The following is a 19,336-nucleotide window of genomic DNA, read 5'->3' on the forward strand; positions in this document are numbered from 1 at the left end:
GGGAACCGGCTCCGGGGCGCACGAACGCGTTCCGGCGGCCCCGGCCGGGGAGCGGCTGTCGTGGCATCATGAAAACACCCACGATCGGAATGACGGCGCGCGGGCAGGTGGATCGTGAACGGACCGGTCATCGACTACGAGGCCGTCTTCCAGGCCCTGCCGGCCGCGGTCGCCCTGCTGACCCCCGACCTGGTGTACGCGGACGTCAACGAGGCGTTCCTGTCGATGGCCGGGCGCACCCGCGAGCAGGTTGTCGGCCGCTATCTGTTCGACGTCTTCCCCGACAACCCCAACGACCCCGAGGCGACCGGGGTGCGCAACCTCCGCGCGTCGCTGCAGCGCGTCGCGACCACCGGGGAGCGCGACACCATGGCGCTGCAGCGCTACGACGTGGAGGACTCCCACCGGCCCGGGGTGTGGCAGAAGCGGTACTGGAGTCCGGTCAACGCACCCGTCTTCGCCGCGGACGGGACCATGGTGCTGCTCCTGCACCGGGTCGAAGAGGTCACCGAACTCGTCCGGGCCCGCGACGCCCGGGGCGACAACGACCGCCCCCAGGCCCTCGAAGCCGAGCTCTACACGCGCGCCCGGGAACTGCAGAAGGTCAACGAACGCCTGCGGAAGGCCCATGCCCGCGAACGCGAGGTGGCCCTCCATCTCCAGCGTGCGATGCTGCCGCTGCCCCGGCCCCTCGGTCACCATCGTGCGGCCGTGCGCTATCAGCCCGCCACGGGGGCTCTGAACGTGTGCGGCGACTGGTACGACCTCGTCGACCTGCCCGGGGCGGATCGCACCACAGTCGCCGTGGGGGACGTCGTCGGCCACGGACTGCGCGCGGCCGGAGTCATGGGCCAGCTGCGCAGCGCACTGTCCGCGGCATCCCGGGTAGCCGAGGGGCCCGCTCAGGCCCTGGAAGTCCTCGGCCTGTACGCGCGGTCCGTCGAAGGGGCGGAATCGACCACTGCGGTGTCGGTCTTCATCGACTGGAGCAGGCGCACCCTCACGTACAGCAGCGCCGGCCATCCCCCGCCCGCGCTGGTGGCCCCGGACGGCGCCGTCACCTTCCTCGACGGGGCCACCGATCCCCCGCTCGGCGCCCGCCCCGAACACGTCGCCCGTCCCCAGGCGCGGGCCGCCTACGCCGAGGGCTCCGTCCTCGTCCTCTATACCGACGGACTCATCGAACGCCGCCACGAGGACATCGACACCGGCCTGGAGCGTCTCGCCGTCTCCCTCGCCCGCCACCGCGCCGCCACCCCCGACGCCCTAGCCGACGCTCTCCTGGAAGACCTCATGGCGCCTGCGGGTATCACCGACGACACCGCACTGGTCGTGCTGCGTCTGTGACGACCGGGGAGGCGAAGGAACCTGGTCAGGTCGTCGGGGAACGGCCTCTGCCACCAGCTCGAGAGCGTGTACGCCGCGTAGCCACCGGCGCTGTCGGCGATGGCACTGGTGGCGCCCGCATGGACGTAGCCGTGCTGCTGGGTCACCTCGGGGCGGGCCGGGAGCACGATGTGCACGCGGCCGGGCGCGATGCGGGCTATGCGCGCACCGAGGTGGCTCATCAGCCCCTGGCGGTCGAAGCTCTCCATGATGCGCTTCCGCACGTCGGGGGCGGCCTGTTCTTGTTGCGTCCGGGCTGGAGCGAGCTGCGGGGCTCGGGTTGTCACACCCCGAGCCCCCCAACGCCTCCTGTGTCCGGGTCAGATCAGATCGATGCGTTCCTGGGCGATGGGGTAGCCGACCCTCGCGAAGTGGGCGGCCATCGGAACGTTGGTCTGGTCGGTCCCGGCCACGATGCGGTCCACGCCCTCGTCAGCGAGCTTGTGCGTGGCCTCGACGAGCAGGTCATAGGCGTACCCGTGGCCACGCTGCTCGGGCACGACGCCGATGTAGCCGATGAGAGGGTCTCCGTAGTTGCGGGCGGGGACGCTCAGGCCGACGAGTTCCCCGGCAGGGTTGTAGGCAAGGCGCCACCACTCGCGCGGGCTGGGCAACCAGCGCAGATAGTCCAGTTCTTCCTGGGCGGCCACATCCAGCCCGGACGCGGCGACGGTTCGGCGCACGTGGGCGTCGAGACTGCCCTGGTGGATACGACGGAAGACGTCGAGGATCGCCGCGTCGTCGGGCTCGGGACGGAATTCGAGGCGGCCCGGTCGCGCGGGCACGCCGCAGTCCGGCGTCCAGCGGTAGCGGAACCGCTCGACCAGAGGAGACATGCCTGCGGCGACGGCCGCGTCGATCCGGGCCTGGGCCTGTTCCCGGACCGTCGGGACGTCGCGCCAGCCGGGCGGCAGCTTGAGCGAGTACTCGGCCCGCAGCGGCGAGGCGCGGAGCAGTTGTGCGGCCGCACCGGCGTCCGTGAAGTCGAACCAGTCCAGAGCGACCGGCTTGTCGTCCTTCGGCCCGGCCCACCAAGCTGCCCGCGCCACCACGGCGCCGTCGCGCAGGGCCACCCAGGTCCACTCGGGGCGGTATTCACCGGCGGCGGCCATCCCGCAGTAGGTGTCGCCGAAGGCGGCGAAGCCGACCAGGCCAGGATCGGGCAGGGATTCGAACAGTGCTTCCTCGCCTGCGGCAAGGGGGCGGATGACCAGATCGGTCATGTGAGGGGTCCTTCCGGGGAGCGACGCGCTCCCCTTCAGATCCTCGGCGTCCTCGGAACGGGGTGGGAGCACATGAGAGTCAGTCGGCTCACGGTTCCCACCTCCTTTTTGCGGTCGAGGACGCGAGCGGAGCGTAACAACGTGATCGAATGACCGACAACAGCAATTGGCCTGCCGCACGCACCACACCTCGACCCGCCGAACTGGTCCTGCGGTGCATCGGAACCGCGTCGACCGCTGTACCGATGTGCCCCGAGGCCGGCGTACCGCGCCCGCCCCCGCGCCGGGTCAGACCGCAGGCAATGCGTACAGCCGCTTCCCGTGCATCACCGCGAGCCGCTTGCCCGCCTCCACGACGTACCACTGCTGGATGTCCCCGGTGTTGTCGTTGTACGTCCAGCGCAGCTTCCCGGTCGCGGCGTCGAAGGCGTGCACGCCGCCCTCCTTGTCGAACTCGGTCGCGCCGTACAGAGTGCCGCCCACCTTGGCGAACTGCCATGCCTGCGTGGCCGTTTCCAGCAGGTCCTCGTTGTGCCAGATCTGCTTGCCCGTGCCGGGGTTCACCGCCCACAGGCCGCGCACACTGTCGGACGCGTAGAGCACTCCGTCGCACACCTGCGGGTCCTTGAACTGGCTGAACTCCTCCGTCGCGAGGGACCAGGGCTCCTTGCCCGTCGCCAGATCGAACGCCCGCAGCCGCTGCCCGTCCGCCACGATCACCAGGTCCTCGTGGACGGCGAAGCGGCGGTAGTTGGACTTCCCCATCTTCTTCGTCCACACCTGTCGGCCCGTCGTCGTGTCACGGACGGTCAGGTTCTCGCGGTAGTCCGTGTACACGAGGCGCTTGCCGACGACCGAGGCGGTGATGCCGTACTCCTCGGTGCCCGCGTCGCGCTTCTCGCTCCAGGCCACCTTGCCGGTGGTCGTGTCGATGGCGGCGATCACGTTCGTCGGCGCCGAGAAGTCCTTTTCCAGGATGCCCGCGAGCACGTAGACATGGCGGTCGTCGGCCGCAATCGGGCGCGGCTGCCGGTACGCCTTGCCCAGGCGGCTGCGCCAGGTCTCCTTGCCGGTGGCCGGATCGAGACCCACGATGTCACCGTCGTACTCGGCGCTGGAGAGGTAGAGCGTTCCGCCTCCGACGATGAGCCGGGCTCCGGGGGTCGTGATGCCGGCCCGCGACCACTTCTCCTTGCCGCTGACGACATCCCGTCCCACCAGGGGGTCACCCGACACGAGGACCACGTCCCCGACACGGGCGAGGGCCTGAATTCCGGCCAGATTGTCGTTCGCGGCGTCCGCCCGCCAGAGCGGCTCGGGCGCGGAGCCCGCCGGCGGCGTGGTGAAGTCGTCGCCCTTCCCGCCCCCGCCCGGCTTCGCGCCGCCCGCCGGCTTCTCAGCAGGGTCCTCGGGACCGCACCCCACTAGACCTGCCCCTATGACGGCGAGCCCGAGCCCTGCCCCGGCCAGTTCGAGTATCCGCCTGCGCGATACCGATCCACCCTCGCGTGTCCCCATGGCCCGCTCCCCCGCTTTCGTCCCACCGCGACGCCGTTCACCGGACGTCTTGTGCGCCGACAGGCTAGCCGTCGACTTTCGGCCGAACGCGCGCCGGTACATGATCGGGACAGGGCTGTGAAGCTCTCGTCATCGCGTGACAGCACCGCACGCGACCGCATGTCACGGAGATCCGACGGCCGCTGGACAGAGCGGCTCCGCGGGCGCCGTGACCTTGTCCGTCGTGCCGTCCAGGGGGCCGGCGTCGCGATACGCATCCCTGCACGGCACCCTTCCGGGCGCCCCATCGACGTCACGTCAGGTCTCGTACCCGCATGGCTGTTTGAGGACATTCTCTCGATCGCGGACCCTCTCGCCGAAGAAGGGCGCAAAGCAACGCACCCTCCCCCGTCCCTGCGTTCACGCTTCTTGACGCCGTAAAAGTTACCGGTAACATCAACGGCGCTTCGAGTGACCCTTCGTGTCCGACCGGTGCCCCATCGTCGGTACCGGCGACCAAGTGCAAGGAGTTCATCCTGTGCCACAGAAGAGGCAGACGTCCGGCATCAAGAAACCGAAGATCAGCGTCGTCGTCCCCTGCTACAACGAGATCGACGTCGTCCGGCACACCCACGCACGCCTGACCGGAACGCTGCGCCGGCTCAGCGGCTTCGACTACGAGCAGATCTACGTGGACGACGGCAGCGTGGACGGCACGTGGGAGGCCATCGAGTCGCTGGCCGGGACCGACCCGACCGTCCGGGCCATCCGGTTCAGCAGGAACTTCGGGCATCAGGCAGCGTGCATGGCCGGTCTGCGCGAGGCGGCCGGGGACGCGGTCGTCGTGATCGACGCGGATCTGCAGGACCCCCCGGAACTCATACCGGAGATGGCCCAGTTATGGCTCGACGGCTGGTCGGTGGTGTCCGCACGCCGGCGCAGACGGGACGGGGAGACCCTGTTCAAGAAGGCCAGTGCCTATGCGTTCTACCGGCTGCTCAACGCCATGTCCGACCACGCGCTCGCCCTCGACACAGGTGACTTCCGGCTGCTGGACCGGGAGCTGGTGGCGCACCTGAGCGACACCAGCGACAGGAACCTCTATCTCCGCGGCGCGATCAGCTGGTTCGGCTTCCCGGAAGCCAGCGTCGAGTACGACAGGAACCCTCGTCTGGCGGGGGAATCGAAGTACACCCTGCGCAAGATGTTCGCCCTGTCCCGGCGCGGACTGCTGGCCGGCTCGGTCACTCCGCTGCGGATGTCCACCTGCGTCGGCGCCGCCGCGCTGCTGGGCGGCCTGGGTGCCGCCGTGATCCGGCGTGACCCGAAGCTCCTCGTACGACCTGGGACCTTCGGCGCACAGACCCTCGCCATCGGCATCGTCGGTGAGTACCTCCACGCGGTCTTCCGCCAGGTGCAGGGACATCCCGACTACGTCGTCAAGGAACAGCTCGGCACGCCCTCACGCACCCTCACTGCCAAGGAGCGCATCGCCTCGTGAACTCCGACACCGAAGTACAGCTCGACCCCGTGGACGTCGTCATCGTGGGTGCCGGCTTCACCGGCCTCGCCGCCGCACTCGAACTCGCCGGTCAGGGGCGCAGTGTCCGCGTGCTGGAGCGGGACCCGGCCGTCGGTGGGCTCGCCGCGAGTTTCGACGTCGGCAGTCAGCGGCTTGAGCGCTTCTACCACCACTGGTTCTCCTCGGACAACGAGATGATCGCGCTCTGCGAGACCCTCGGGATATCGCATCTGCTGGAGGCCCACGAGACCCGCACCGGACTCTTCTACGCCAACTCCGTCTACCGGCTGTCGGCGCCCCTGGACGTCCTGCGCTTCGCACCCCTGCCGCTGAAGGACCGCATCCGGCTGGGGCTCCTCGCACTGCGCGCCCGCAAGGTGAAGCACTGGCGGGAACTGGAATCGCTCACCGCCGAGGAGTGGCTGGTGTCTCTGGGCGGACGGCGCGTGTACGAGGTGGTCTGGCGCCCCCTGCTGGAGGGGAAGTTCGGAAAGTACGCCGACCAGGTCGGTGCCACCTGGATGTGGACCAAGCTCCACCTGCGGGGCGGCAGCCGCACACGCTCGGGGCGCGAAACGCTCTACTACATCAGGGGAGGCTGCCAGGCCCTGCTGACAGCCCTCCAGGAGCACCTGGAGTCGATGGGGGTGGACATCCGCACCAGTACCCCGGCCGACTGTGTGCGGGTCGAGGGTTCAGGGGTCACGGGTGTGGAGGCGAACGGCGCGTTCCATCCCGCCCGTCAGGTCCTGCTCACCACCGCGCCCCAGCTGGCCGCCTCCCTGCTGGACCACAAGAGCGCCGACCACCCCGCGGTGCCCGAGCTGCTCCGCCGCTGGCGCGGAGTGGAGTACCTCGGCAACGTGTGCCTCGTCCTGGAGAACAACCGCAAGCTCTCCGACACCTACTGGCTGAACGTCAACGACCCCGACTTCCCCTACGTCGGTGTCATCGAGCACACCAACCTCGACAGCCCCGAGCGCTACGGGGGGAAGCACGTCGTCTACCTCTCCAAGTACCTGCCGACGGACGCCCCGCTGTACCGGATGTCCGACGACGAGGTCTTCGAGTACAGCCTCCCCCACATCAAGCGCATGTTCCCCGACTTCGACCGCAGCTGGGTGGAGCGCTACCACGTGTGGCACGCGGACCACGCGCAGCCGGTGATCACCCCGCACTACACACGGGTGATGCCGCCGGTCGAATCCGGGGTCAGGGGGCTGTACCTGTCGGGAATGGCCCAGGTGTTCCCCGAGGACCGCGGGACCAACTACGCGGTACGCGGCGGGCGTCGCGCCGGCCGCCTCGTCGCCGACCGGCACGCCTCCACCGGGAGCGACCATGTCTGAGCTGCTCACGCTGGACGACGCGGAGAACCTGACCACCGAGCAGGTCCACGACCTGTACCAGAGGTTCGTCAGCCGCAGCCAGGTCTCCCTCATCGGTTCCTTCGGCTTCGGCCGCGATCTGGTCGATCACGCGCAGGGCGCGTGGATCCATCTGCGGGACGGCCGCCGCATCCTCGACTTCACCGGTGGCGTCGGTGTGCTGAACCACGGCCACAACCACCCCCGGCTCCTCACGGCCCGGCGCCGCTTCCAGGAGGCCCGCCGGATGGAGGTGCACAAGAACTACTTCTCCCCGTACGTCGCCGCGCTGAGCCACAATCTGGCGGCGCTGCTCCCCGGCGACCTGAACATCAGCTACTTCCCCAACTCGGGTGCGGAGGCGGTGGAGGGCGCGGTCAAGCTCGCGTACAAGTACCACCGGGGCCGGCGCGGCACCGTGCTGCACACGGACATCGCCTTTCACGGGAAGCTCCTGGGCGCGGGCAGCCTGACCGCGTCCCCGGAGGTCCACTTCCCGTACCCGGGCATCCCCGGGACGGACACCTTCGGATACGACGACGTGGACTCCTTCCTCCTCGCCCTCGACCGGCACACCGACTCCACGGGCGAGAGCGACGTCTACGCCGTCGTGCTGGAGCCGTTCAGCGCCTCCAGCCTGCGGGAGTGCTCCGCCGCGTTCCTGCACGAGGTGCGGCGGGTGTGCACCGAACGCGACATCGTGCTGATCTTCGACGAGGTGTACACCGGCTGGGGCAAGACGGGTGCCCTGTTCCACTTCATGCACCATCCCGGGCTCGTCCCCGACATCGTGACGACGTCGAAGTCCTTCGGTGGCGGGAAGTCCTCGATCTCCGGCTACATCACCCGCGAGCCCCTCTTCCGCGCGGCCTACGACAACCTCGCGGACGCCACGCTCCACAGCACGACCTACTACGGGTTCGGTGAGGAGACCGCCACCGCTCTGGAGGCCGTGGCGATCGCGGTCGAGGAGGACTTCCCCGGCCGGGCCCGTGCGCTGGGCGAGCGCCTCGGCGACGGACTCGCGGGCATCGCGGCGCGGCATCCCCGGCTGGTCCGCGGGGTCAGGGGGCGTGGCGCCCTGCACGGGGTGTTCCTCAACCCGGGGCCCGAAGTCCCCGCCCGGCTGCGGGCCGCCCTGCCGAGCTCGTTGGCCAAGGACCCGCAGGCCCTGGCGAAGATCCTGACCGGGGCCGTGGTCGCCGCCCTGTACCGGGACCACGGTGTGCTGACGTTCTTCGGCTCCAACCGTGCCATCGCCCTGATCGCCTCCCCTCCCCTGGTGGCCCAGGAGGACGAGGTGGACCTCTTCCTCAACGCCCTGGACGAGGTCCTCGACCAGGGCGCGGTCCGGCTGGTCTCCGCTCTGGTGCGCGAGAAGGTGACGGGATGACCGTGACCGCCCGCGCCCTGGGCGCCTCCTCGCTCCCTGTCTGCTGGTCCACCGAGTTCGACGCGTTGAGCTCCCCGCAGGCCCGTGCCCTGGCCGTCGAGCACACCGTGGAGAGCCTGGACCGTATGCCGGCCCCGTACAGGTACGGCATAGCCGTCGCTCTCCGGCTGTTCCCGGTGGCTTTCCGCGTCGCGGCCGGGCACCGGCCCGCCACCGCCACACCGGAACAGGTACGCCGCGGGATGGCCCGCTTGCGCGGCCTGCCGGGCTACGGAGAGGTGCTGCGCGCCACCACCGCCCTGGCCCTGTACGGGGCGTTGGACGGGGCCGGCCACGGGACCCGGATCACGGAACGGGGGGCCCGATGAGGTTCCCGGCACGGCGGGCGGGAACCGTGCGCGAGGTCGAGTGCGACGCGCTGGTCGTCGGCTCCGGTGCGGGCGGCGCCGTAGCCGCCCTCGAACTGGCCCGTGCGGGGCGGGCGGTGACCGTACTGGAGGAAGGCCCCCGGGTCGCCACCCGGGACTTCGGCACCAGCACCCCGGCCGAGTCGATGCGCCGCCTGTACCGCAACGGCGGGGCCACCGCGGTCTTCGGCACCCCCACCATCGCGTACGGCGAGGCGCGGGTGGTGGGCGGCACCACCGTCGTCAACGGGGGCCTGCTCTGGGAACCGTCCTCTGCGCTGCTGGACCGGTGGGCCTCGCTGAGCGGGTACGGCGGGTATCGCGCCCCCGTGCTCGGAGCGCACTTCGCCGGAATCCAGCGCCGTCTGGGCATGATCGTCCAGGAGCACGGGGACGGTAACGAGGACTCCCGGCTGCTGGCGCGCGCCGCCGAATCGCTGGGCTGGCGCTGGCAGCGCCCCCAGCGGGTGGTCCGCGGCTGCGAGCACCGCAATCAGTGTGCGACCGGCTGCCCCAGCGGCGCGAAGCAGAGCATGGCGGTCACCTACCTACCGCAGGCCGAGGAGCTCGGCGCCCGCATCAGCCCCGGTGTGCGGGTGGACCGGATCGTTCACGGGCGGGGGCTCGCACGTGCCGTGGAGGCCACGGACGCGGAAGGGCGCGCGGTCCGCTACCGGCCGCGCACGGTGTTCGTGGCCGCGGGCGCGATCGGGACTCCCGTGCTGCTGCGGCGCAGCGGCATCCACGCCCGGACGGCCGGGCGGCGGCTGGCACTGCACCTCAACCTGAGGACGATCGCCCGGTTCCCCCGTGTCGTCGACGCGGTGCGCGGCACCATGTTCACCGCCCAGGTCCAGGAACACGCCGACCTAGGCATGCTCGTCATGCCGTCCAACCTGACGCCGGGCGGGCTGGGGGCGGCCCTGGCGGGGCGGGACCCGCGCACGGTGAACCGGCTCCTCGACGAGCGTGCGTATCTGGGGATGTTCACCACCCAGGTACGGATGCAGGGGCCGGCGGGCATCGCCGCGGTGGTCGGCCGCACACCGGTTCTGCGTCACGGCATGAACCGGTCCGACCATCACGCCCTGACGCTGGCCTTCCGCCGCACCGCGCGGCTGCTGTTCGCGGCGGGGGCCACCGAGGTACTGCCACCGACGAGTGCGGCCCCGCCCTTGCGAAGCGCCTCGGACGTGGAGGAGTACTGCGCCCGCGTGCGGCCCGGCGACTGGGAGCTGGTCTCCGTGCACGCCATGGCCGGCTGTCCCATGGCCCTGCCCGAGCGCGGCGGGGTCTGCGACGACATGGGCAGGCCGCACGGCTTCGCCAATGTGCACCTCTGCGATGCCGGCGTGCTGCCCGGGGCCCCCGGGATCAGCCCGCAGGGAACGATCATGTCTTTCGCCCACGAGATCGTGGGCCGCCATCTGGAGTCCGTATGACAGAGAAAACCGCACCGCACCAGGCTCCCGGGACCCCAGTGACGCACAGCGTGCCCGCGTTCAGCGGGGCCGCCGTGGTGGCATCCTGTATCGGCTTCGTGCTGATCGGGGCGCTCCAGGCGCTGTACGGACCGGCCATCCCGGCGTTCCGTACGGAGTTCGGGCTCTCCCCCTCCGGGGCCGGTCTGGGGCTCAGCGCACACTTCGTCGGTGGTGTCGCCGGCGTACTGGTCTTCGACCGTCTCTACGGACGGATCGGGAACCGCCGTCTCCTCGGTGGCTCCTACCTGCTGATGGCCGTCGGCGCCGCGGGCTTCGCGGTGGCGCCGAACTGGCCCGTGGGGCTGTTCGCCGCGCTGCTGGCCGGGCTCGGTTTCGGTGGGATCGACTACGGCCTCAACCAGCTCTTCGCCACCGGGTTCGGCCACCGCTCCACCGCGATGCTGAACATCCTCAACGCCCACTTCGGGGTGGGCGCCATCCTGGGCCCCGCACTGATCGGCCTGGTCGGCTCCGAGCACTACCCGGCGGTCTTCCTGGGCTTCGCGGCCCTCACCCTGCCCCTGCTCCTCTGTCTGCGCGGGGTCCGGGACCGAGCGGTGCAGCAGTCCACGGAGGGGGAACCGGGCGCAGCCCCGGCCGCACCTCGCGTCCTCGGCCGCAGTCTCGGCACCGTCCTGGCCGTCTTCGTCGTGCTGTACGTCCTGCACGTCGGCATCGAGGCCGGTGTCGGCGGCTGGGAACCCACGCACCTGGTCACGGTCGGATACGGGGCGGGCGTCGCGGCGACCGCCACATCCGTGTACTGGCTGATGATGACCGTCGGCCGGTTCCTGGTCGCGCCCGTGGCGCTCCGCTTCTCGCCGCAAGCCATCATCACCGTCTCCTGCGCAGGCATGACGGTGTGTCTGTTCGCGGCCGCCGTACCCGCACTCGCTCCTTACGCGTACGCGGGCGTCGGCCTCTTCATCGCACCGATCTTCCCCACCGCGCTGCCGTGGCTGATGGAGGCCGCTCCCCGCGCGCGCCGAGCTGGGGCCCTGGTCATCGCGGCCTCGATGGTCGGCGGAGTGGCCGCAGGACCGGCGCTCGGCAAGGTCATCGAGTGGGCGGGCATCCGGGCGGTTCCCCTGCTCCTGGCCGTCGTCTCCCTCCTGTGCCTCGCGGCCACTCTCTGGCTGATCAGCGCGACCCGTACCTCAACCGCCCTCCCCGCAGAAGGACACATCACGGCATGAGCCCACTCGCCACCACCGCCGACGGCTTCACGCTGCACGGCGAACCCTTCCGGATCATCTCCGGCGCCATGCACTACTTCCGTGTGCACCCGGACCAATGGGCCGACCGGCTGCACAAGGCACGGCTGATGGGGCTGAACACGGTCGAGACGTACGTTCCCTGGAACCTCCACCAGCCGACGCCCGGCACCCTCGACCTCGACGGTCCGCTGGACCTGCCGCGCTACCTGCGGCTGGCCCAGGAGGAGGGCCTGCACGTCCTGCTGCGGCCCGGGCCGTACATCTGCGCGGAGTGGGACGGCGGCGGGCTGCCCTCCTGGCTCACCTCGGACCGCGACATCGCACTGCGCAGCAGCGACCCTCGCTTCACGGACGCGATCGACGGCTACTTCGACCTGCTCCTTCCCGCGCTCGCCCCCTCCATGGCGACAGCGGGCGGCCCCGTCATCGCCGTGCAGGTGGAGAACGAGTACGGGGCGTACGGATCGGACGCCGCGTACCTGAAGCACCTGGAACACGCTCTGCGTTCACGAGGCGTCGAGGAACTGCTCTTCACCTGCGACCAGGCAGACCCCGCGCATCTCGCCGCCGGGAGCATCCCGGGCGTGCTCGCCACCGGCACCTTCGGCGGGAAGATCGAGAAGTCGCTGGAGCGGCTGCGCGCACACCAGGCGCAAGGGCCCCTGATGTGCACCGAGTTCTGGGTCGGGTGGTTCGACCACTGGGGCGAGCCCCACCATGTGCGCAGCGCGGACGACGCCGCCGCGTCGCTGGAGACGCTGCTGGCCTCGGGCGCCTCGGTGAACATCTACATGTTCCACGGGGGCACCAACTTCGGCTTCACCAACGGTGCCAACCACGAGCACACGTACAGCCCCGTCGTCACCTCGTACGACTACGACGCACCGTTGGCCGAGTCCGGAGATCCCGGCCCCAAGTACCACGCCTTCCGAGAGGTCATCGCCCGCCACGCGCCCGTACCCGATACGCCGGTTCCCGCCGCGGCCCCCAAGCTGCCCCCCACCGCCGTGACGCTGGGCCGGCGGACGCCCCTGCTGGGTCGCGCCGGTGACCTCGGCGTTCCCGTGCGTGCCCCGGAACCCCTGCCGATGGAGGCGCTGGGGATGCGCGCCGGCTTCGTGCTCTACCGCACCACGCTGCCCACCGCGGGCGACGGGGTCCTGCACTTCACCCATGGGGTGGGCGACCGGGCCCAGGTCTTCGTGGACGGGGCCCCGGCGGGCGTCCTCGAACGCGAGCACCACCAGGAGAGCCTGACCGTGCGCGTTCCGCGCGCAGGAGCCCGACTCGATGTGCTGGTGGAGAACCTGGGCGGGGTCAACTACGGGCCTCGCATCGGCGACGGCAAGGGCCTTCGGGGGCCGGTATCGTTCGCCGGCGTCGTCCTGCGGGAGTGGGACTGCCACTCCCTGACCCCGGACGGCCTCCGTCACCTGGCGCACGTCCCGCAGCACGAGGCGCAGGACGAGAGGCAGGCAGGCCCGGCCTTCCACCACGGAACCTTCCAGGTCGAAGCGCCCGCCGACACCTTCCTGGCGCTACCGGGCTGGACGAAGGGCCAGGCATGGATCAACGGCTTCGACCTCGGCCGCTACTGGAGCCGCGGTCCGCAGCGCACCCTCTACGTGCCCGGGCCCGTCCTGCGGGACGGAGCCAACGAACTGGTGCTCCTGGAGCTGGACGCCACGGTCACCTCGCAGGCCCTTCTGACCGACGTCCCCGACCTGGGAGTGGAGAAAACCTGATGCGAAACCACCTGCGGCTGCCGCCTCCCGCCGCCCCTCCGCTGTCGGGGCACCTGCCGTTCGAAGACGCGCCGGAGGTGAGCGACCCCATCGAGGTGACCAGCCGTTACCTCACGCGGGGCGGACGCCCCTGGTTCCCCGTCTCCGGCGAGTTCCACTTCAGCCGCTACCCCGCAGGGCAGTGGGAGGAGGAACTCCTCAAGATGAAGGCGGGCGGGATCACCGTCGTCGCCGCGTACGTGATCTGGATCCACCACGAGGAGATCGAGGGCCGTATCCGGTTCGACGGCGACCGCGACCTGCGGCACTTCGCCGAGCTGTGCGCCCGCCACGGTCTCGACTTCGTTCCCCGGATCGGTCCCTGGTGCCACGCCGAGGTCCGCAACGGCGGCCTGCCCGACTGGGTGCTCGACCTGGACTGCACACCGCGCACCGACGACCCCGTCTACCTGGCGCCCGTCCGGCGGTGGTTCGCGGCCATCGGCGACCAGTTGAGGGGACTCGACCGGGCCGGCGGCGGCCCGGTCGTCGCCGTCCAGATCGAGAACGAGCTCTACGACCAGCCCGGCCACCTGCTCACGCTCAAACGGCTCGCCCAGTCCTGCGGCCTGAGCGCACCGCTGTGGACGGCCACCGCCTGGGGCGGCGTCCAACTGCCGCCCGACGAGCTCCTGCCGCTGTACGGCGGGTACCCCGAGACCTTCTGGACCGAGGCACACGGCGGCTGGCCCGACACCTGCCGCAAGCACTTCTTCTTCACCCATCAGCGCGACGACGAGGGCATCGGCGCCGATCTGAGGCCCACGACCGTACGCGGCGGGGAGGGTCCGCCCACCGACCGGTTCCCCTGGGCCACGTGCGAACTCGGCGGCGGCATGGCCCACTCCTACCACCGACGGCCGCGGGTCGACGCGGCCGATGTGGCCGCGCTCGGACTCACCAAGATCGGCTGCGGATCGGTCTGGCAGGGCTACTACATGTTCCACGGCGGTACGAACCCGAGGGGCAAGCTCACCACCCTCCAGGAGTCGCACGCCACCGGCTATCCCAACGACCTGCCGGTCCTCACGTACGACTTCCAGGCTCCGCTCGGCGAGTACGGCCAGTACCGGCCCTCGTACCACGAGCTGCGTCTCCAGCACCTGCTGCTCGCGGACCTCGGGCACCGCATCGCGCCCATGGCCTCCGTCCTGCCCCAGGAACAGCCTGCCGGCCAGGACGACCGCACGACCCTGCGGTGGGCGGTGCGCTGCGACGCCGACGCGGGGTTCCTGTTCGTCAACAACCACCAACCGCACGAGCCGCTGCCCGCCCACCCGGACACCTCCTTCCGTATCGACTGGCCCGACGGCACCGAGCTCTCGCTGCCCAGTGCTCCCGCCACCGTCCCTCCGGGCGCCTCGTTCTGCTGGCCGCTCCGCATGCCGGTGGCGGGGGCACGACTGGACTGGGCGACCGCCCAGCCGGTCTGCCGGGTCGAGAACGACGGGCAGACCGTCCTCGTCCTCGCCGCCGTCGACGGCATCGCGCCCGAACTCGCCCTGGACGCCTCCACGGTGTCCTCGGTGAGCGCACCGAGCGGTGAGATCACCCAGGTCGACGGGCGCGTCCTGGTCACCGGTCTGGCGGCCGGCACCGACGCCCTGGTGGAGATCGAAACCGCCGACGGAGGCCGCGTCGGCCTGCTCGTTCTGGACGCGACCACGGCAAGGAGCGTCTACCGGGGCCGCGCCTGGGACGCCCAACGCCTGGTGCTGTGCCGGGAAGGGGTCGTCTTCGACGACGACGAGGTCCGCGTCCACAGCACTGCCGGGGAACCGTCCTTCGCCGTCTTCCCGTCCCCGCGGGAGCCGTTGAGCGCGACCGGCGCCCAGCTGCGCGCGGAAGCCGACGGAGTCTTCACCCGTTACCGGCTGGCCGCGCAGGAGCCTGCCACGGAGGCGCCCGCGCCGCTCGCCGTCCGGCTCACGAGGCCCGCCGGCCCCGTTCCGGCACCGGCGGCCAACGCCATGGGCCGGGCGAGCGCTCCCGACGACAAGGCCTTCGAGTCCTCGGCCGCCGAGTACCGCCTCGACGTACCGGACGCGCTCCTCGACCGGCCCGAGGGAGTACTCCTGCGGATCGACTGGACGGGCGACGTGGCACGCGCGTCCACCGGCGGGACGCTCGTCGCCGACCAGTTCCAGGCCGGGCAGCCCTGGGAGATCGGCCTGGACCGGGTGGACGCGGGCGCGGCGCGCGCCCACGGGATCACGCTGCGGATTCTCCCCATGCACGCCGAGCAGGACGGAGTGCACCTTCCGTCGGGGGCTGATCACCGGGAGGCCCGTGTCATCGGTGTCACGTGGAGCGCGGTGCGGGCCTGGCCGGTCCGCACGGGTTGAGCCGGTAGGTGAGCGCGACTCCCGGCGGGCCCGGCCGGTCCGCCGGGAGCCGAGCTCGTAGGTGAGCGCGTGGCCGTCCGGCCTATCCTTGATCCGGCCGGACGGCCATGCCCGACGACCGGTGCTCCCGAGGAGAACCACGATGCCCTCAGCCGCTCCCGGCAGACCCTCCCCGGCGGGCCGCAGCCGCCGCAGTTTCGCCGGAACGAAGCCGGTCATGGACGATGTCGCCCGGCTCGCGGGCGTCTCCAAGCAGACGGTTTCCCGCGTCCTCAACGAGAACCCGTCCGTGCGGCCGGACACGCGTACGCGCGTCCTCGCGGCGATGAACGAACTGGGCTACCGGCCCAGTTCGAGCGCTCGCTCGCTGGCGAGCGGCCGTACCCGGATACTCGGCGTGATCTCCTTCGACGCGGCCCGGCACGGCCCCGCCTCCATTCTCACCGCGATCAACCTCGCCGCTCGCGAGGCCGGTTATCTGATCAGTTCCATCGCGCTGCCGCTGTCGGACGCGCACACCGTGATGCAGGCCGTGGAGCGGCTGGCCGCCGAAGGAGCGGACGGTGTCATCGCCATCGCACCGCAGGAGCACACCGACAAAGCGCTGGCCGACGTCGCTCCCGCCCTCCCCCTGGTCACGCTGGAGAGCCACCTCGGCTCGGGCACCCCCGTCGTCACCTCGGATTCCGCCGCCGGGGCCCGCCTCGCGGTCGAACACCTGCTGTCCCTCGGCCACTCCACCGTCCGGCACATCGCCGGGCCGAGCGGCTGGCTCGCCGCCGAACAGCGCGTACTCGGGTGGCGCCGGGCTCTGGAGGCAGCGGGCGCGCCCGTCCCCGCCCCGCTCATCGGCGACTGGAGCGCGAGCTCCGGCTACGCCCTCGGCCGGCAACTCGCCTCCCAGCCGGATGTCACCGCCGTGTTCGCCTCCAACGACCACATGGCCCTGGGAGTTCTGCGAGCACTGCACGAGGCGGGACGCCATGTGCCCGACGATGTCAGCGTCATCGGCTACGACGACATCCCCGAAGCCCCGTACCTGCTCCCGCCTTTGACCACCGTCCACAACGACTTCGCGGAGTCGGGCCGCCGCGCCGTCCACCTGCTGTTGCAGCAGCTCCAGGGGAACGGGGAGAGCGGCGTCAGCTCGATCGTTCCGGTGGAGCTGATCGTGCGGGCCAGCACGGGACCGGCGCCCCGGGGCTGACGCGTTCCGTACGGGTCCACGCCGGGGTTGCGCCGACGGCGGACGAGGTCATCGGCGCGCCAGGTCGGCCAGTACCTCCCGTGCGGCGCGCGTACCCGATGCCATGGCTCCCTGCACCGATCCGGTCGCCCGGTGGTCCCCGCACACGTAGCGGTCCGGGGCGAAGCGGGTGGTGCGGCTGAGCGGCCAGGGCGGCACCATCGCCGGCAGGGCGTCCTTCACCGTGTACGTGGCGACGAGTGTCCAGGCGCTCGTGTCGGTGCCGTACAGCTCGGCCAGGCGCCCGCGCACCGCGGCTTCCCGGCCCGGCCGGTCGCCGTGCAGCACGGAGGTCGACACCAGGGAAACGCCCGGTGGAGCGTAGGTGGGCGTGACCTCGGTCAGGACACACGTGTTGAGGACGGCCGGACCGCTGTCCACGACCAGGGTAGGTTCGGCCAGGGGCGAGGTGTCGGCCGCGTGGTAGTACGTCGTCACCGTACGGCCGTCCGGAACCGGCAGGCCCGGCAGCAGGCGGGCGGCAGTCGGCCAGTCCGTGGCCACGACGACCGTGGACGCCGGCCGTTCGCTGCCGTCCTCGAGGAGCACTCCGGTGTCCGTCAGCGCGGCGACCGGTGTGCCGAGGCGGAGGGTGCCGTCGGGCAGACCGGCGGCGAGCTGGGCCGGCACCGCGCCGATGCCGTCGGCCGGCAGGCACAGGGTGCCCCGCACCATGCTCCGCAGGACGAGGTGGAAGAAGCGGGCGGAGGTCGTCAGCTCGTCCTCCAGGAACACTCCGGACAGGAAGGGCTTCAGCAGGTCCTCGATCGTCCGCGGCGAGATCCCGGCGCGGACGAGAGCGGCCGAGGTCGTGCGGTCGGGCCCGCGCTTGAGTGCGCCGGCGGGGAGCAGGCTGTCACGCGCGGCAAGGGCGGCGAGCGCGGCGAGGTCGCGTGCGGGGAGGACCCGCCCGGGCAGAAGGCTCGCGACGGCCCCCGGACGCCTGGTGGGATCTTCGATCCGCACCTGTCCGGCGAGGGTCCGGGCGAGGACTCCAGGGGTGAACGGCCGCAGGCGCAGGTTCCGCAGGACGAGGCGCCTCTTTGCCTGGGGGTAGGCGGTGTTGAAGACCTGGAAGCCCCGGTCCAGCAGGAAGCCGTCCTTGCGGTCGGTGCGCATACGTCCGCCGACGGCGTCGGAGGCTTCCAGCAACTGGACGCGCAGGCCGGCCCGGCTCAGGTCGAGTGCGCACACGATGCCTGCGAGGCCGGCACCGACGACGAGGGTGTCGGGCGGTGGACGCTGCTGATCGGTCATCATCCGTCTCCTTCACTCTTCGGCGGCTCTTCTTCTGCTCTTCTTCTGCTCTTCTTCTGCTCTTCGACCGCTCTTCTGTCGCTCTTCCTCCGCTTCTCTGCCGCTCATCCGCAGAAGAAGAACCTGATTCTCACCCGCGCACGACGGTTTCCAGGGCAGCCAGCGCTTCGGTGAGTCCCGAGGGCCGCAGCAGGCCAGGCAGCGCGCGCCCGGCCCATCCCGGGCCGAGCGTCAGAACGACCGGAGCCCTGCGGGCACCGCGGACGCCCCACTCCATGGCGGCCACATGCTGGGCAAGCGGCCGGCTCGCGGTCGTACGGGACTGGGCCCAGAGGCAGACGGCCGCGGGCCCGGTCCTGCGCACCGCCTCGACGAGCGCCTCGGCGGGCAGGGCCGCGCCGAACATCGTCACCGGCAGGCCACGTTCGGCGAGCGCGGCGGCGAGGACGTCCAGGGGAAGGGAGTGGTTCTCGCCCGGCACGCAGGCGAGCACCGTCGTGGCGCCCGAGCGCCCGGCCGCAGCCGGTGGGGCACACCGGCGCAGGACACCGGTGATGTGCCAGGACAGGAAGTGTTCGACCTCCACGTACTTTTCGCCGCTGCTCTCCCATTTGCGGCCGACGGCCTGGAGCGTGGGCATGATCACCTCGTTCCAGGCGGCCACCAGACCGTGGTCGGCGACCACCGCGGTGAGCAGTTCGTCGAGGGCGACGGCGTCCAGCCGGAGGGCGGCCCGGGCCAGTCCCCTGCATTCCTGGCGCACGGCGCCGAGCTGAAGACCGGTGCGGGCACGGCTGCGCGCCGCCTCGGGCCGTACACCGCGCGGTTCGGACGCGGCATCGGGAGGAAGGCCCTCCCGGGCCAGCCTCGCGGCCTCCGCGGGCGGCATGCCCGTGGTGGTCAGGGCGCACATCCGCTCGAGCAGGGCGATGTCCGCCGCGGTCCAGCGGCGGTGCTTGCCGTCCGTGCGCAGAGGCGGTCCGACCCCGTACCGGCGGTCCCAGGAGCGGATCGTCGTGGGCGCGACACCCAGTCGCCTGGCCACCTCGCCGGTCGTGAACCCGCCGCCTCGTCGCCCCGTCTCGTCAGGGAGTGTCACCCCTTCACCATACGACGCATAAACGATGCATGTTGCCTGCGTCGTTCGTGCCTCCAAAACTGGCCCTACGCGTGCAGGCGGCCGGTGCCGAAGGCAGAGAACCCCGGAG

Annotated in this window: 14 protein-coding genes and 1 pseudogene; 10 read left to right on the forward strand and 5 right to left on the reverse strand. The window is 71.2% G+C overall.

Annotated elements, in window-relative coordinates:
• Positions 1-114 precede the first annotated feature (114 nt).
• Positions 115-1,347 (forward strand): PP2C family protein-serine/threonine phosphatase, encoded by a 1,233-nt coding sequence (locus tag OG230_RS01015; RefSeq protein ID WP_328908204.1) that lies wholly within the window; start codon positions 115-117, stop codon positions 1,345-1,347.
• Positions 1,348-1,376: 29 nt separating this feature from the next.
• On the opposite strand, the pseudogene OG230_RS01020 reads toward OG230_RS01015, so the two are convergent.
• The 3 genes and pseudogenes from OG230_RS01020 to OG230_RS01030 form a co-directional block, all read right to left on the reverse strand.
• A pseudogene (locus OG230_RS01020) lies at positions 1,377-1,595 on the reverse strand (PaaI family thioesterase); the annotation flags it as partial.
• Positions 1,596-1,706: 111 nt separating this feature from the next.
• Positions 1,707-2,609: a GNAT family N-acetyltransferase gene (locus tag OG230_RS01025; protein ID WP_328908205.1), complete on the reverse strand. Its 903-nt coding sequence runs from the start codon at positions 2,607-2,609 to the stop codon at positions 1,707-1,709.
• A gap of 288 nt (positions 2,610-2,897) precedes the next feature.
• On the reverse strand, positions 2,898-4,127 hold the full coding sequence (locus OG230_RS01030) for a PQQ-like beta-propeller repeat protein (RefSeq protein WP_328908206.1): 1,230 nt from the start codon (positions 4,125-4,127) through the stop codon (positions 2,898-2,900).
• A gap of 517 nt (positions 4,128-4,644) precedes the next feature.
• Between OG230_RS01030 and OG230_RS01035 the strand changes: the two genes are divergently transcribed.
• From OG230_RS01035 to OG230_RS01075, 9 genes are all read left to right on the forward strand, one after another.
• Entirely contained in the window at positions 4,645-5,607 is a 963-nt protein-coding gene (locus OG230_RS01035; protein ID WP_328908207.1) for a glycosyltransferase family 2 protein, read from the forward strand.
• On the forward strand, positions 5,604-6,977 hold the full coding sequence (locus tag OG230_RS01040; protein WP_328908208.1) for an NAD(P)/FAD-dependent oxidoreductase: 1,374 nt from the start codon (positions 5,604-5,606) through the stop codon (positions 6,975-6,977). Before OG230_RS01035 ends, OG230_RS01040 begins: the two co-directional genes overlap by 4 nt.
• Positions 6,970-8,388 (forward strand): aspartate aminotransferase family protein, encoded by a 1,419-nt coding sequence (locus OG230_RS01045; RefSeq protein ID WP_328908209.1) that lies wholly within the window; start codon positions 6,970-6,972, stop codon positions 8,386-8,388. The genes OG230_RS01040 and OG230_RS01045 overlap by 8 nt, the downstream gene beginning before the upstream one ends.
• Positions 8,385-8,756, forward strand: a complete 372-nt coding sequence (locus OG230_RS01050; RefSeq protein WP_328908210.1) for a hypothetical protein — start codon at positions 8,385-8,387, stop codon at positions 8,754-8,756. Before OG230_RS01045 ends, OG230_RS01050 begins: the two co-directional genes overlap by 4 nt.
• A complete protein-coding gene (locus OG230_RS01055) occupies positions 8,753-10,237 on the forward strand; it encodes a GMC family oxidoreductase N-terminal domain-containing protein (protein WP_328908211.1) in 1,485 nt (494 codons plus the stop codon). Before OG230_RS01050 ends, OG230_RS01055 begins: the two co-directional genes overlap by 4 nt.
• Positions 10,234-11,475: an MFS transporter gene (locus tag OG230_RS01060; RefSeq protein WP_328908212.1), complete on the forward strand. Its 1,242-nt coding sequence runs from the start codon at positions 10,234-10,236 to the stop codon at positions 11,473-11,475. The genes OG230_RS01055 and OG230_RS01060 overlap by 4 nt, the downstream gene beginning before the upstream one ends.
• Positions 11,472-13,241 (forward strand): glycoside hydrolase family 35 protein, encoded by a 1,770-nt coding sequence (locus tag OG230_RS01065; RefSeq protein WP_328908213.1) that lies wholly within the window; start codon positions 11,472-11,474, stop codon positions 13,239-13,241. The genes OG230_RS01060 and OG230_RS01065 overlap by 4 nt, the downstream gene beginning before the upstream one ends.
• A complete protein-coding gene (locus OG230_RS01070) occupies positions 13,241-15,625 on the forward strand; it encodes a beta-galactosidase (protein ID WP_328908214.1) in 2,385 nt (794 codons plus the stop codon). The genes OG230_RS01065 and OG230_RS01070 overlap by 1 nt, the downstream gene beginning before the upstream one ends.
• Before the next feature lie 142 nt (positions 15,626-15,767).
• Positions 15,768-16,832 (forward strand): LacI family DNA-binding transcriptional regulator, encoded by a 1,065-nt coding sequence (locus tag OG230_RS01075; protein ID WP_328908215.1) that lies wholly within the window; start codon positions 15,768-15,770, stop codon positions 16,830-16,832.
• Positions 16,833-16,880: 48 nt separating this feature from the next.
• Here the strand turns inward: OG230_RS01075 and OG230_RS01080 are convergent, their stop codons facing one another.
• Together OG230_RS01080 and OG230_RS01085 are read right to left on the reverse strand one after the other, a co-directional pair.
• Positions 16,881-18,128: an NAD(P)/FAD-dependent oxidoreductase gene (locus tag OG230_RS01080; RefSeq protein ID WP_328908216.1), complete on the reverse strand. Its 1,248-nt coding sequence runs from the start codon at positions 18,126-18,128 to the stop codon at positions 16,881-16,883.
• A 130-nt stretch (positions 18,129-18,258) separates the two neighbouring features.
• A complete protein-coding gene (locus OG230_RS01085; RefSeq protein WP_328908217.1) occupies positions 18,259-19,227 on the reverse strand; it encodes a MerR family transcriptional regulator in 969 nt (322 codons plus the stop codon).
• Positions 19,228-19,336: the final 109 nt, after the last annotated feature.

The organism is Streptomyces sp. NBC_00234, assembly GCF_036195325.1.
Taxonomy (GTDB): Bacteria; Actinomycetota; Actinomycetes; order Streptomycetales; family Streptomycetaceae; genus Streptomyces.

Bases quoted from the DNA above. Each gene is read 5' to 3' on its own strand.
- OG230_RS01025 (WP_328908205.1), bottom strand. From the start codon at position 2,609: ATGACCGATCTGGTCATCCGCCCCCTTGCCGCAGGCGAGGAAGCACTG.
- OG230_RS01030 (WP_328908206.1), bottom strand. From the start codon at position 4,127: ATGGGGACACGCGAGGGTGGATCGGTATCGCGCAGGCGGATACTCGAA.
- OG230_RS01045 (WP_328908209.1), top strand. From the start codon at position 6,970: ATGTCTGAGCTGCTCACGCTGGACGACGCGGAGAACCTGACCACCGAG.
- OG230_RS01050 (WP_328908210.1), top strand. From the start codon at position 8,385: ATGACCGTGACCGCCCGCGCCCTGGGCGCCTCCTCGCTCCCTGTCTGC.
- OG230_RS01055 (WP_328908211.1), top strand. From the start codon at position 8,753: ATGAGGTTCCCGGCACGGCGGGCGGGAACCGTGCGCGAGGTCGAGTGC.
- OG230_RS01060 (WP_328908212.1), top strand. From the start codon at position 10,234: ATGACAGAGAAAACCGCACCGCACCAGGCTCCCGGGACCCCAGTGACG.
- OG230_RS01065 (WP_328908213.1), top strand. From the start codon at position 11,472: ATGAGCCCACTCGCCACCACCGCCGACGGCTTCACGCTGCACGGCGAA.
- OG230_RS01070 (WP_328908214.1), top strand. From the start codon at position 13,241: ATGCGAAACCACCTGCGGCTGCCGCCTCCCGCCGCCCCTCCGCTGTCG.
- OG230_RS01075 (WP_328908215.1), top strand. From the start codon at position 15,768: ATGCCCTCAGCCGCTCCCGGCAGACCCTCCCCGGCGGGCCGCAGCCGC.
- OG230_RS01080 (WP_328908216.1), bottom strand. From the start codon at position 18,128: ATGACCGATCAGCAGCGTCCACCGCCCGACACCCTCGTCGTCGGTGCC.